Origin of the sequence: Bradyrhizobium sp. th-b2, from assembly GCF_000426785.1 — a bacterium.
GTDB lineage: Bacteria > Pseudomonadota > Alphaproteobacteria > Rhizobiales > Xanthobacteraceae > Bradyrhizobium > Bradyrhizobium septentrionale.
The window spans coordinates 1-12,585 of sequence record NZ_AUGA01000064.1; the positions used below are offsets into that span (position 1 = coordinate 1).

13 protein-coding genes are annotated in these 12,585 nt (G+C 64.7%); 2 read left to right on the plus strand and 11 right to left on the minus strand.

Annotated features, from left to right (window positions below):
- Positions 1–257, plus strand: a 257-nt coding sequence (locus K359_RS0139770; RefSeq protein ID WP_029084198.1) for a transposase domain-containing protein, incomplete at its 5' end; no start/stop codon positions are given.
- On the opposite strand, the gene K359_RS0139775 is transcribed toward K359_RS0139770, so the two are convergent.
- The 11 genes from K359_RS0139775 to K359_RS0139825 form a co-directional block, all read right to left on the minus strand.
- Positions 254–691: a hypothetical protein gene (locus tag K359_RS0139775; RefSeq protein WP_029084199.1), complete on the minus strand. Its 438-nt coding sequence runs from the start codon at positions 689–691 to the stop codon at positions 254–256. The two genes, K359_RS0139770 and K359_RS0139775, sit on opposite strands and share 4 nt — an antisense overlap.
- Positions 692–848: 157 nt before the next feature.
- On the minus strand, positions 849–1,940 hold the full coding sequence (locus K359_RS0139780) for a sensor histidine kinase (protein ID WP_029084200.1): 1,092 nt from the start codon (positions 1,938–1,940) through the stop codon (positions 849–851).
- Positions 1,937–2,377 carry a response regulator gene (locus K359_RS0139785; protein WP_029084201.1) on the minus strand — a complete coding sequence of 147 codons (441 nt, stop codon included), beginning with the start codon at positions 2,375–2,377 and terminating at the stop codon, positions 1,937–1,939. Before K359_RS0139785 ends, K359_RS0139780 begins: the two co-directional genes overlap by 4 nt.
- Positions 2,374–3,900: a CHASE3 domain-containing protein gene (locus K359_RS0139790; RefSeq protein ID WP_029084202.1), complete on the minus strand. Its 1,527-nt coding sequence runs from the start codon at positions 3,898–3,900 to the stop codon at positions 2,374–2,376. Before K359_RS0139790 ends, K359_RS0139785 begins: the two co-directional genes overlap by 4 nt.
- A gap of 129 nt (positions 3,901–4,029) precedes the next feature.
- Positions 4,030–5,388 (minus strand): acetyl-CoA carboxylase biotin carboxylase subunit, encoded by a 1,359-nt coding sequence (gene accC, locus K359_RS0139795; RefSeq protein ID WP_029084203.1) that lies wholly within the window; start codon positions 5,386–5,388, stop codon positions 4,030–4,032.
- Between the two features lie 24 nt (positions 5,389–5,412).
- Complete coding sequence (accB, locus tag K359_RS0139800) at positions 5,413–5,889, minus strand: acetyl-CoA carboxylase biotin carboxyl carrier protein (RefSeq protein WP_029084204.1); 477 nt, start codon at positions 5,887–5,889, stop codon at positions 5,413–5,415.
- Positions 5,890–5,941: 52 nt separating this feature from the next.
- Positions 5,942–6,427 carry a type II 3-dehydroquinate dehydratase gene (gene aroQ / locus K359_RS0139805; RefSeq protein ID WP_029084205.1) on the minus strand — a complete coding sequence of 162 codons (486 nt, stop codon included), beginning with the start codon at positions 6,425–6,427 and terminating at the stop codon, positions 5,942–5,944.
- A gap of 309 nt (positions 6,428–6,736) precedes the next feature.
- Positions 6,737–7,555 (minus strand): DUF1236 domain-containing protein, encoded by an 819-nt coding sequence (locus tag K359_RS57720; RefSeq protein WP_029084206.1) that lies wholly within the window; start codon positions 7,553–7,555, stop codon positions 6,737–6,739.
- Positions 7,556–7,677: 122 nt separating this feature from the next.
- Positions 7,678–8,709 carry a hypothetical protein gene (locus tag K359_RS0139815; RefSeq protein ID WP_051346670.1) on the minus strand — a complete coding sequence of 344 codons (1,032 nt, stop codon included), beginning with the start codon at positions 8,707–8,709 and terminating at the stop codon, positions 7,678–7,680.
- Between the two features lie 64 nt (positions 8,710–8,773).
- Positions 8,774–9,541 carry a DsbA family protein gene (locus tag K359_RS0139820; RefSeq protein WP_029084208.1) on the minus strand — a complete coding sequence of 256 codons (768 nt, stop codon included), beginning with the start codon at positions 9,539–9,541 and terminating at the stop codon, positions 8,774–8,776.
- Positions 9,542–9,628: 87 nt separating this feature from the next.
- On the minus strand, positions 9,629–11,050 hold the full coding sequence (locus tag K359_RS0139825) for a M48 family metalloprotease (protein ID WP_029084209.1): 1,422 nt from the start codon (positions 11,048–11,050) through the stop codon (positions 9,629–9,631).
- A gap of 240 nt (positions 11,051–11,290) precedes the next feature.
- Between K359_RS0139825 and K359_RS0139830 the strand changes: the two genes are divergently transcribed.
- Positions 11,291–12,478 carry a pyridoxal phosphate-dependent aminotransferase gene (locus tag K359_RS0139830; protein WP_029084210.1) on the plus strand — a complete coding sequence of 396 codons (1,188 nt, stop codon included), beginning with the start codon at positions 11,291–11,293 and terminating at the stop codon, positions 12,476–12,478.
- Positions 12,479–12,585: the final 107 nt, after the last annotated feature.

Sequence of the window (12,585 nt, forward strand, 5' to 3'; positions counted from 1 at the left end):
AGCGCGCATTGAGAGGCATCGCCTTGGGAAGGCGCAACTGGACCTTCGCCGGCAGCCAGCGTGGTGCCGACCGTGCCGCCATCATGCTGACGATGATCACGACCTGTCGTCTCAACGACGTCGATCCGAAAGCCTGGCTCGCCGACGTCCTCGCCCGTATCGCCGATCTTCCCGCATCGCGTCTGCACGAATTGCTGCCCTGGGAATGGAAGCTCCTGCGCCAAGCCGACAAGCCCGCCGATCAGCAGGCCGCCTAACCTTCACGCAACGCCATCATAGAGCTCGCCGTACCCGCGCGCATGCGTCCATCACGCGGTCCTCGTCGTATGCGTACGAGGAAGGCGCCATCCTCGCCGTCCCAGATCGTGTGGTCGATCACCAGGAAGGGGACGGCGCGGCAGTAGCCGTAGCGGGCGGTCATGTCGCGGTTGAAGGCTTCAGAGCGTTCATCGAGCCGCTTTTTCGCCGCGGCGAACATCGCGACGTAGTCTTCCGCCGTCTTTCTGATATTGCGCGGATCGTCGGGGTTGAAGCCGAGATCGCGCAGCATCGCACCGACCTTCGGATCGTCCCAGATCTCCTTGGGAAAGACCCGCGTCACGCCATCCGCGTCCGGTGTCGGACGCATCAATTCCTGGAGTTCGCCCAGGGTGTGCTGCTTCTTCCCGAAGGTGATCCTGCGCCCGAACATGGGTAGCGCCTCCTGCCAAGCTGGTGGCGGGATTTTGGCAATCAACGTCGATTTGTTTCTTAATTGGCCGGAAGGACGATGTCCCGATCGAACAACAGGATGACGCAGCCGTTAAATCAAACGCGACAAATCGATCGAATCCGCCGCCTCCGGCGGCCTAATTTGCGGCGACACTCGTCGATTTCGCCAGCGCCGGGCTGACGCGGGCGAACCGCAGCACGAAGCGGGTGCCCTTGTGGTTCGGGTCGCGCTCGACGCTGGCGTCGAGCTTGGCGGCCATTGCGGTGACGATGCGCTGGCCCATGCCGGTGCCGCGCGGGTCGGCCATGTCGGAAAAACCGACGCCGTCATCGCTGATCGCGAGTTGCAAATCGTCGGCCTGCGGCTTCAGCTCGACATGGATCGGACCGGCGCCATCGGGATAGGCGTATTTCACGGCGTTCATCACCAGTTCGTTGACGATGATGCCGATCGCGACCGCGCGGTCGGGGTCGATCTCGATCGGGGCGGCCTTCAGCGTCAGCCGCGACATCTTGTTGCCTTCGGCCGAGCGCCTGAGATCCTCGAGCAGCGCCTCGAGATACTGGTTGAGCATCACCGTCTTGAAGTCGTGCGAGGTATAGAGGCGGCGGTGCACCTGCGCGACCGCGGCGACGCGGCCCATGGCGTTGGTGAGCGCCGCCTTGACGTCCTGCTGGCTCGCGGAATTGGCCTGCAGATGCAGCAGCGATGCGATGATCTGCAGCGAATTGCCGACGCGATGATTGACCTCGCGCAGCAGAACCTCGCGCTCGGCGGCGAGCGCGGCGTAGCGGTCGCGCGAGGCGTGGACCTCGGCCTCGGCCTCGTCGCGCGCCTTCTGGATCGCGGCCTGCCGGATCGCGCCGTTCACCGCGACCTGGAGCAGGGGAATGAAATCGCCCCTCGCGTCCTTGACCAGATAGTCGGCCGCGCCGGCCTTCAGCGCAGTGACCGCGATCGCCGAATCCTGCGAGGCGGTGACGAACACCACCGGCGGCGCGTCCGCGATCTTGAGAATCTGCTCCAGCGTCTCCAGCCCATCGAGGCCGGGCATAACCTGGTCGAGCGCGACGACGTCGATGCCGCCCGTGGCGAGCCGGTCGAGACCTTGCTGGCCGCCTGCGGCGTGCACGACCTTGAAGCCCGCGCGCGTCAGGCCGCGTTCGACCAGGCGCGCCAGCGCCGCGTCGTCGTCGATATAGAGCAGTGTCGGCGTTTCGCTGGTCATATGGAAGCTGGCGGCACCTGAATCACGGAAAAGAACAGGCCTAGCTGGCGAATGGCGTTGGCAAAGCTTTCGTAGTTCACCGGCTTGGTGATGTAGACGTTGCAACCGAGTTCGTAGCAACGCTTGATCTCCTGGGAGTCGTCCGTCGTGGTCAGCACGACCACCGGCGTCGCCTTGAGATACTTGTTCTCCTTGACCCGACGCAGAATATCGATGCCGCTCGTGTCAGGCAGATTGAGATCAAGCAGGATGAGCAGGGCCTGGCCCTTGCGCTCGACCGCGCTGCCATCCTTGCCGAACAGGTAGTTCACGGCCTCTGTACCGTTGGTGAACGGGATGATCTCATTGTTGACACCTGAGCGCCGGATATTGCGCTCAATCAGGCGGGCATGGCCCTCGTCGTCCTCGATCATGATGATGGTGACTGGATCGCTCATGATTCCTTATCCCGTTGCTTTCCTGACCAATTGACCGGCAGCGTCACGGTGAATGTGCTGCCGCTGTGAAGTTCCGATGCTACCGACATGGTGCCGCCCAGTCTGCGCACAAGTGCGCGGACATGGGCAAGCCCGATGCCCTGACCGGGCTTGTCCTGGGTTCCGGCGCGGCGGAACAGATCGAAGATGCGCTGGTGGTCCTTCGGATCGATGCCGCGGCCGTTGTCCGTGACCTCGAAGATCGCGAAGCCGAGCTTGGTGCGGCCCTCGATCGCGATCTCGCCGGGGACGCCGTCCTTGAGATATTTGAGTGCGTTGTCGATCAGATTGGAGAAGATCTGCTCCAGCGCGAGGCGGTCGCTGACGAGGTTGGGCAGCGCGCCGACCTCGATGGTCGCATTGGCCTCGACCGCCTGATGGGCGACCGTCTTGACGATGCCGTCGATCAGCTCGCGAAGGTCGATCCGTTCGGCCTTGAACTCGCGGCGGCCCTCGCGGGTGAGGTTGAGGATCGCACTGATCAGGCGGTCCATCTTGGCGATCGACGACTTGATGAAGCCGAGCGACTCGTTGAAGTCGTCGGATAGCTGCTTGTCGGAGCCTTCGAGCTCGGGCTCGGCCACGTCGGTGGCGTCTTCCATCGCCGGCGCCAGCGACACGAAGCGATTGAGCGTGGCGATGCGCTTGAAGATGTCGCCGCGCAATTCCTCCAGCTCGCTGGTGAAACCCATGATGTTGACCAGCGGCGAACGCAAATCGTGGCTGACGATATAGGCGAAGCGCTGGATTTCCTCGTTGGCCTCGCGCAGGTCGGCGGTGCGCTCGTCGACGATGGTCTCGAGATTGACGTTGCTGTCGCGCAGCCTGGCCTCGGCCTCGTCACGGGCCCGCGAGGATTGCCGCAGCAGCACGAGCGAGAGGGCGGCGAGCGCCAGCACCATGCAGGAGCCTGCGATCGTGACGGAGGAGGCCAGTACCTGGGTCCTGTCCGCGGTCGCGGTGCGCATCGCCAGCAGGCGATCCTCCTCGGTGCGCAAGTCGCGGCCGATCCGGGCGATCGCCTCCACCGCCTCGGTCGATGTGCCCTTGCGCAGGATGTCGATGCTGGTCGCGACGTCGTTATTCTTGACGCGCTCGATGCCGAGCGCGAACTCGGCCAGCCGTTGCTCGACCGCGGCCTTGAGCTTCGCGGCGTTGGCGACCTGCGCGGGATTATCGACGGTCATCATCTGGAGATGATTGAGCGCGGCCGGGATTCCCGCCGCAGCCGACTGGTACTCGGACAGGTATTGTGGTGCCGACGTCAGCAGATACGCCCTGGTCGCGCTTTCAGCGCGCCTGATGTCAACCAGCAGGTTGGCGACTTGGCTTTCGACCTCGACGGTATGCACCACCCAGGAATTGTCCTCGCGCGCCTTGTTGACGAGGAAAACCGAAGCCACGCTGATCGCGACCAGCACGAAAAATCCCGCCGAAAGCAGCAGGATCTGCAGCGTAGACCTGCGTCGTGAAACCGGTGTCACGGCGCTCTCGTCCCGGGAGTGGGATTCTTGGGAGGGGGATTCTTGGGAGTGGGATTCAATGCGTCCCCGTGGAAAGCCAATAACCCTTAGTACGCTTGAACAGGGCGCTGGGTTCCACGGAGTTCCGAACTATTTCGGGGCGTCCGATGGCTGGCCGGCGAGGTACTGCTCCAGCCAGTGAATGTGGTAGTCGCCTTCGATGATGTCGGGCTCGCGCACCAGTGCGCGGAACAGCGGCAGCGTCGTCTCGATGCCCTCGACCACCATCTCGTCCAGTGCACGGCGCAGCCGCATCAGGCACTCGCCGCGGGTCTTGCCGTGCACGATCAGCTTGCCGACCAGCGAGTCGTAGTAGGGCGGGATCACGTAACCTTGGTAGACGGCGGAATCGATCCGCACGCCGAGGCCGCCCGGCGGATGGTATTGGGTGATCCGTCCCGGCGAGGGACGGAAGGTCTCCGGGTTCTCCGCATTGATGCGGCACTCGATGGCGTGGCCGATGATCGCGATGTCGCTCTGCTTGGCCGGAAGGTCGCCGCCGGCCGCAATCCGGATCTGCTCCAGCACCAGATCGATATCGGTGATGCTTTCGGTGACGGGATGCTCGACTTGGATACGCGTGTTCATTTCGATGAAATAGAACTCGCCGTCCTCGTAGAGGAATTCGATGGTGCCGACGCCGAGATACTTCATGTCCCGCATCGCCTTGGCGCAGGTCTCGCCGATCCTGGCGCGCGCGGCCGCCGCGAGCACCGGCGAGGGGCCTTCCTCCCAGACCTTCTGGTGACGCCGCTGCAGCGAGCAGTCGCGCTCGCCGAGATGGATGGCGCCGCCGCGGCCGTCGCCGAGAATCTGGATCTCGATGTGGCGCGGCTTCTGCAGGTATTTCTCCAGATAGACCGAGGCGTCGCCGAACGCCGACTTGGCCTCGTTGGCCGCGGTCGAGAGCGCGAGCGCGAGGTCGGCCTCGGTGTGGGCGACCTTCATGCCGCGGCCGCCGCCGCCGGCAGCCGCCTTCACCAGCACCGGGAAGCCGATCTCCTTGGCGATCGCCATGGCGTCGTCGTCCGCCGTCACCGCGCCGTCGGAGCCGGGCACCACGGGAATGCCGAGGCGCTTGGCGGTCTTCTTGGCTTCGATCTTGTCGCCCATCAGGCGGATGTGCTCGGCCTTCGGTCCGATGAAGCCCAGATTGTGGTCGGCGAGGATCTCGGCGAAACGCGCGTTCTCGGACAGGAAGCCGTAGCCGGGATGCACGGCGTCGGCGCCGGTGATCTCGCAGGCTGCGAGCAGCGCCGGCACGTTGAGATAGGAATCCTTCGACGGCGGCGGACCGATGCACACGCTCTCGTCGGCGAGCCGCACATGCATGGCGTCGGCGTCGGCGGTGGAATGCACCGCGACGGTGGAGATGCCGAGCTCCTTGCAGGCGCGAAGCACGCGAAGCGCGATCTCGCCGCGATTGGCTATGAGGATCTTGTCAAACATCGCAGCGCCTGGTGTTGACGGAAGCTATTCAATGATGACGAGCGGCTCGCCGAATTCGACCGGCTGGCCGTCCTCGATGAGAATCTGCGTCACGGTGCCCGCGCGCGGCGACGGGATCTGGTTCATCGTCTTCATCGCCTCGATGATCAGAAGCGTCTGGCCGGCCGAGACCTTGGTGCCGACTTCAATGAACGGCTTGGCGCCCGGCTCAGGCGCCCAATAGGCGGTGCCGACCATCGGAGAGGGCACCGCGCCCGGGTGCTTTGCGAGGTCGGTCGCAGCCCCAGCAGCTGCCGGGACGGCCACGGCGGCCATCGCATGCACGGCGGGCACCGAGGCTGCGATGCTTATATTGCGTGCGACGCGGACGCGCAGGCCGGCACGCTCGATCTCGATCTCGGTCAGATTGGTCTCCGCGAGCAGCAGGGCGAGCTCGCGAATGAGCGCGCTGTCGTCGCTCTTGGATTTTGCCGTTGATTTGTCGTCTGGCTGGCGCGCCATGTTGTTTGATCCAAAATCTCTGTCTGATGACGGGGGACGTCAGGAGTGACGATTAAGCCTTTGCCTTGGCATCGGTCTTGGTACCGATCTTGGCACCAATCTTGGTGGCGAGGCCGATGATCGCAAGCCGGTAGCCATCGATGCCGAAGCCGCAGAGCGACGCGAACGCGGCTTTAGCAGTGAACGAGTGGTGCCGGAAGCTCTCGCGGGCGTGGATATTGCTGACATGGACCTCGACGGCGGGAATCTTGACCGCAACCAGCGCGTCATGCAGCGCGATCGAGGTATGGGAGTAACCGCCGGCATTGATGATGATGCCGACCGCCTTCTTGGCGTGGGCCTCATGGATGAAGTCGATCAGTTCACCCTCGCGGTTGGACTGCCGGCAGTCGGCGGCAAGTCCGAACTGGCGTGCGGTGTCCGCGCACAGCTTCTCGACGTCGGCGAGGGTGGCGTGGCCGTAGGTCTCCGGCTCGCGCGTCCCCAACAGATTGAGGTTCGGGCCGTTCAGCACATAGATCGTTCCGGCAGCAGCCATTCCAGGGGTTCCGGGCAAGGGTTCCGACAAGGGGTGGAGTGGGCCGGGTTATAGGTAACAACCGGCCGCAGGGGAAGTCTTTAGGTGAAATCGGAACGTCTTCAACAGCTTCCTCCGCCCTGTCAGGTAGCTGCCGTAACCCACGGAAATTGCTGATTAACCAAATCTGGTGGAAGGCGGCCTCCGCGGCCGCTCCTCCCAGCCATCCACTGCCGCGAGGGGCTGCGCCCGGACGCAAAACCCCGCCCCGAAGGGGCGGGGTCGAGAATGCGCGAGGGCGCTTAATGGCGCCCTCGCGCCGAGGCCGGCTTAGCCCTCGATGATGTAGACGATCTCGTGGGTCTCCGGCTGCACGATGATGTAGCGGCCGTGGACCAGGATGAACTCGTAACCGCGCCACTGCGGATAGATCGTCACCACCCGTTCCGGCACCGGGTAGAAGCGAACGTCGGCCGGGACGCGGGTGCCGACTGCGACGTTGAAGTTCACATTGGTGACCTCGGTGACGTGCTCCGACTTGATCGCGGTCGTGATCTGGCTGCGCTTCTCGGCCGGCGGAGCCGCGGTGGCCGACGTCGCCGCATTGCCGGTCGTGGTCTGCGTGCGGCTGGTGTCGTTGGTCTGCGCGCGGTTGGTGTCGGCCGGGCTCTTGGTCTGAGCGTTCTGGTTGGTCGTGGCGCCGCTCTTGTCGCGGCTCTCGGCGGCGTTGTTGCGATCGCGGCCGTCACGGCTTTCCGCGTTCATCTTGCCGCTCTTGTCGCGGCCCTCGGCCTTCATGTCCCTCGAGTCCTCCCTGGAGCCCTTGGTCGCGTCGTTCTCGGAGCTCATGCTCTTCGACTTCTGCGTGTTGTCCTGCGCACCCTTGGTGGCCGCGCCTGAGTTGTCGGACTCCGCACCCTTCGTGCTCGGGGATTCACCGGTCGTGGAATGCTCCGAACCCTTCATGCCGCCAGTATCACGCTGCATCGTGCCCGATGACGCGCCTCCGGACGGTGCGCTGTGCTGCATGGTCGCGCCACCGCCGGCCCCGGATTCCTTATTGGCGCCGCCGGCGCCCTGTGCATTCGCAAAGCCGGTGCCGGCGATCAGAGCCGCCGCGGCGACCGAAATCAGAAAGCGTTTAGACATCGTATTCCTCCTCGTGTGTCAGCATTGCCCGCGCCGACAACGAGAGAGGATGTGCGATGTTCCTGTTGATTTGCGGTTCCCCGCGGTTTGTTTGTTGTGTGAATGCGCGATGAACGCGCGCTTCAACCGCAGGCCCAGTCGAACTCCATGCTCGCAAGATCGAGCTGGCCGTTGCCGCCGCCGAAATTGAAGCCGCCGAAATGCTCCTCGATCTCGAGATAGGTCGCGCTGTATTTCGGCGTCCATTGATTCGGAAACATCGTGCCGCCGAGATGGTTGCGGCCGTGCAATCGCTCGAGGCCGCGCGCCTTGCCATCTTCGCCGTACGGCGCGATATAGTCGCCGAGCGCGCCCTTGTGCAGCAGATGGTCGCGCGGCGGCTTGCCGACATTGGGATCGCCGTCGCGCGGCGCAAGCGCGATGCCGTAGGCGTGGTGCCCGGTCTCGGGGACACGGCCGAACAGGCGGTACCAGTATCTCTTCTCCAGTTCGTCAACGCTGGTGGTGCGGCCGACCTGCGCATCGAACGCGGTGCGCGCCGCGCCCTTCTCGAGCCAGCGTGGCGGCGCATTGGCTTCCAGCAATGGATTGCCAGTCAGCTCCAGCGGCCGGCACAGCGGCCCCATGAACTCGGCATCCGTGAGCCAGATCGCCGCGAAATTGTGGTCGATGATGTCCTTCATCCGAAACTCCATCGGATGACGGTTCTGCCGATAGGCGAAGTACGGCAGCAGATGGCGATCGGCCGGACGCTCGATCGTCTCCGCGGCGAGATATTGCGCGACCGCATCGATCTCGTCGGGCTCGTCATATTGCTGGTCGGCGAACATCGCGAGCGCAACATAGGCGTCGCCCCTGGTGCGATATTGCACGGGAATGCGCAGCGTGAAGCAGTGCTGCATCGGAAAGCCGTCATGCGGACTGAGCGGCCATTGCTCGGTGCGAATGCCGGGCGGCAGGCCGTAGCACCAGCCGTGATCGTGTTCGGTGCCGCGCGGCGGTTCCGTCTTCAGCAGCGTGAGGTCGTAGCCAAGGGTTGGTGTAGTAAGGGTTGGTGGAGCAAGGGTTGGCGGGGCCAGGGGCATCGCGCGGCCTTCGTTGTTGGTGACGGCCCTTGGTTGCGGCGAGCGCCGAGGTGGTTCGGTGCCGGCCATAAAAAAAATCCGGCTGCCTGGCAGCCGGATTTCGTTGAGCGAATGAGCGCCGGCGAAAGCGCGATCAGCAGGTCGCCTTGCCGCAGCGGGCGATGCCGATCTTTTCCTTGAGATTGTCGACGCCGACGGCGCCGATCACGACCTGCTTGCCGATCACGTAGCTCGGCGTGCCGTTCATGCCCATGGATTCGGCGAGGCGGAAGTTCTCCTCGATGGTCGCCTTCACTTCGGGGCTTGCCATGTCCTTCTCGAGCTTGGTCATGTCGAGACCGATCTCCTTGGCGACCGCCAGCGCGCGTGCCTTGTCGGCGGCGCCGCGGCCACCCAGCAGCTTCTGGTGGAAGTCGAGATACTTCTTGCCGGTCGGATCCTGCATGCGCACCGCGACCGCAACCTGCGCGGCCTCGACCGAGCCTTGGCTCAGCACCGGGAATTCCTTCAGCACGACTTTCAGCTTCGGATCCGCCTTCATCAGATCCATCATGTCGGACATCGCGCGCTTGCAGTAGCCGCAATTGTAATCGAAGAACTCGACGAAGGTGACGTCGCCGTCCTTGTTGCCGAGGAAGACGCCGCGCGGCGAGTTGAAGATGGTGTCGGCGTTCTTGGCGACGCTCTGCTCATGCTTCTCGGCTTCGGCGGCGGCCTGCCGCTTGCTCAGCTCGTTCATCGCCTCCTCGAGCACCTCGGGATGCGCGATCAGATAGTTGCGCACGATGGTCTCGATGTCGCCGCGCTGGGTGTCATTGAAGCTCTGCGCGGACGCCGACAGCGGCGCGGCACAGATGCCGAGCGCGAGCAGGGCAGGGGCAAGAAAACGAAGCGCTGGCATGACAAAATCCTTGTTCGAGGTGGCCCAAAATGCGGCGGGGCCGTGAGCCGGTTTCGGGGGATCGTTGTATGGAACTGCGGTTTATTTCTAGTTGTTTTTCTGACCCGGCATGGGCTTGGCGCTCACAATGTCGTCAGCTTTGACCCAGCCGGGCGTGCCAATCGCGAACCGCGTCTTGGCGCGCGACGCCAGCTCGCGGGCGGTCTTGTTGTCACCACGGAGATAGGCGGCCTGTGCCGAGGCAAGGTCGGCCTGGGCATAGTCGCCCTTGCGGCCATAGGCCATCGCGAGCTGGGTATAGCCGAGCGGCGCCTCGGGCTCGCGCGCCACGGCGGCACGCAGTATGTTGATCGCATCGTCGGTGTAGGCCTTGTTGTCCGAAGCAACCAGCGCTTGGCCGAGCAGCATCTCGATCAGCGGTGAGCTGCCGGAGAGTTGCACCGCGCGGCGCAGCGGCGCGATCGCCTCACTGGGCCGGCCGCCTTCGAGCAGCGCCTGACCGCGCAATTCGTAGAAATAGGGATTGTTCGGCTGCACCTGGATCAAGCCGTCGATCTGCGCGATCGCCGAACGCAGATCGCCGTGCAGATAGGTCGTGATCGCGCGCGCATAGCGCGCCGGCAGGCTGGTGTTGGACAGCGGGTAGCGGCGATAAACTGTATCCTGCCGCTCCATGAAGCCCGAGATCTTGGCGCGCATCATGTCGTGACGCAGCTGCAGCGCCGGATCGTCCTTCTTGTCCCAATAGGGGCTCGAGCGCGCCAGTTCCTCCAGCGCCGAGACGCGATCGACCGGCATCGGGTGCGATTGCAGATAGGGGTCGGCACCGCGCGAGGCGAACAGGCTCTCATCGGTGAAGCGCTTGAACGTCTCGTACATGCCCCGGGCCGACTGGCCGGTCGCGGTCAGGAATCTGACGCCGGCGCGGTCGGCGTTTTCTTCCTGCTGGCGCTGATAGGACAGCAGCGTGCGCTGAATGACCGACTGCGGCGCCGAGATCGCGGCGGCACCGGCGCTGGAGAGGCCGCTTCCACCGCCGCCGCCCGCTGCACCTGCGGCCAGCGCGCCGACGCCGAGCAGCATCGCGATGATCATCTGGGTCTGCGCCTGCGCCAGCTGCTCGCGCATCTTGGCGAGATGCCCGCCGGCCAGATGGCCGGTCTCATGCGCCAGCACGCCGATAATCTGGTTCGGCGTCTCCGATTGCAGCAGCGCGCCGTAATTGACGAAGATGCGGCGGCCGTCGGCGACGAAGGCGTTGAACGAGCTTTCGTTGATGATCACGATCTGGATGTTCTGCTTCTCCAGACCGGCGGCGCGCAGGATCGGCCGCGTATATTCGCGCAACAGCTGCTCGGACTCGGTGTCGCGCAGCACCGGCGGCCCCTTCTGCTGGGCCCGCGCAGGGACGGCGGGACCGATCGCGAGCGCGACCGCGGTCAGCAATGCGGTCAGCTTGAATGCAGTCGGCTGGAAGGTTCTGGTGCGAAGCGCGAGGCGGAACAGCATGGGCGATCTACCGGCGATGGCTGGCCGCGCCGGGGCGAAGCCCGGTTCCGGGCCCGACCGGATCGGGCGCGTGGCGCAGTCTGTTGTTTTTGCAGTTCTTCTTCACGCGAACCGGGTATGCACTTGGCCTATTCACTTGGCCTGAAAACGTTATAAGGAGCCACCGAATGCGGCCAGTCTGGGGCGGTAGCAAGGTGCGGGAACCTGAATTCGGCAGCGGCCGTGCAATAGCAGAAATCCATGCGTGAAGCGACAGCGAGAGACCGTGTGAGCAGCCTTTTGAAAGCGTCCGGCCGGAGCGATGTTCCGCCGTTCATGGTGATGGACGTGATGGCGGCCGCCGCGCGAATCGAGGCGGCGGGCGGCCATGTCATCCACATGGAGGTGGGGCAGCCCGCCGAGGGTGCGCCGAAGCCGGCGATCGCCGCCGCGCAGGCCGCGCTTGCCGGCGGGCGGATCGACTACACCTCCGCGCTCGGCATCCCCTCGCTGCGCGCGCGCATCGCGCGGCATTACCGCGACACGTATGGCTGCGCGGTTGACGCCGAGCGCGTCATCGTCACCACGGGCTCGTCGGGCGGATTCATCCTGGCGTTTCTTGCGATGTTCGAGCCGGGCGACCGGGTCGCGGTCACCGTGCCGGGCTATCCGCCGTACCGGCACATCCTGACCGCGCTCGGCTGCGAGCCGGTGCTGATCGAAACCTCCGGCGACACCCGCCACGCACTGACCGGGGAGGCGCTGCTCGCCGCCCATCGCAAGGCGCCGCTGAAGGGCGTGCTGGTCGGCAGTCCCGCCAACCCGACCGGCACCATGATGTCGCGAGAGGCGCTGTCGAACCTGATGGCGGCCGCCGACAGCGCCGGCATCCGCTTCATCTCCGACGAGATCTATCACGGCCTCGACTACGCATTTCCGGCGGTGACGGCCGCGGAGCTGTCGCCGAACGCGCTGGTGATCAACTCGCTCTCGAAATACTTCTGCATGACCGGCTGGCGCGTCGGCTGGATGGTGGTGCCCGACGTGCTGGTGCGGCCGATCGAACGGCTGCAGCAGAACCTGTCGATCTCGGTGCCGACCTTGTCGCAGATCGCTGCCGAAGCGGCCTTCGAAGGCCGCGAAGAGATGGGGGCGATCAAGCGCGGCTATCAGGAGAACCGCCGCATCCTGATCGAGGGCCTGCCGAAGGCCGGGCTGACCAAATTCCTGCCCGCCGACGGCGCGTTCTATCTCTATGCCGACGTCTCCGACTTCACCTCCGACAGTTTCGCCTTCGCCAGCGAGATGCTGGAGAAGGCGCATGTCGCGGCGACCCCCGGCGTCGACTTCGATCCGATCCACGGCCGCGCCTTCATCCGTTTTTCCTATGCGCGCTCGGCGGCGGAGATGCAGGAAGCGGTTGCGCGGATCGCGCGTTGGCTTAAATAGCTCGCAAACTTCAAGAGCCTTCCGGAGTTCGTCTTGTCAGCCAGATCGGTCTTGCAGCCCGGCGCCATGATTTCGGCTGCGCGGTGCGCGGCAGATCGTCGCGGATA

Coding starts and splice junctions, on each gene's coding strand:
- K359_RS0139815 (WP_051346670.1), bottom strand. CDS start 8,709: ATGGCCGGCACCGAACCACCTCGGCGCTCGCCGCAACCAAGGGCCGTC.
- K359_RS0139775 (WP_029084199.1), bottom strand. CDS start 691: ATGTTCGGGCGCAGGATCACCTTCGGGAAGAAGCAGCACACCCTGGGC.
- K359_RS0139780 (WP_029084200.1), bottom strand. CDS start 1,940: ATGACCAGCGAAACGCCGACACTGCTCTATATCGACGACGACGCGGCG.
- accC (WP_029084203.1), bottom strand. CDS start 5,388: ATGTTTGACAAGATCCTCATAGCCAATCGCGGCGAGATCGCGCTTCGC.
- K359_RS0139785 (WP_029084201.1), bottom strand. CDS start 2,377: ATGAGCGATCCAGTCACCATCATCATGATCGAGGACGACGAGGGCCAT.
- K359_RS0139820 (WP_029084208.1), bottom strand. CDS start 9,541: ATGCCAGCGCTTCGTTTTCTTGCCCCTGCCCTGCTCGCGCTCGGCATC.
- aroQ (WP_029084205.1), bottom strand. CDS start 6,427: ATGGCTGCTGCCGGAACGATCTATGTGCTGAACGGCCCGAACCTCAAT.
- accB (WP_029084204.1), bottom strand. CDS start 5,889: ATGGCGCGCCAGCCAGACGACAAATCAACGGCAAAATCCAAGAGCGAC.
- K359_RS0139830 (WP_029084210.1), top strand. CDS start 11,291: ATGCGTGAAGCGACAGCGAGAGACCGTGTGAGCAGCCTTTTGAAAGCG.
- K359_RS57720 (WP_029084206.1), bottom strand. CDS start 7,555: ATGTCTAAACGCTTTCTGATTTCGGTCGCCGCGGCGGCTCTGATCGCC.
- K359_RS0139825 (WP_029084209.1), bottom strand. CDS start 11,050: ATGCTGTTCCGCCTCGCGCTTCGCACCAGAACCTTCCAGCCGACTGCA.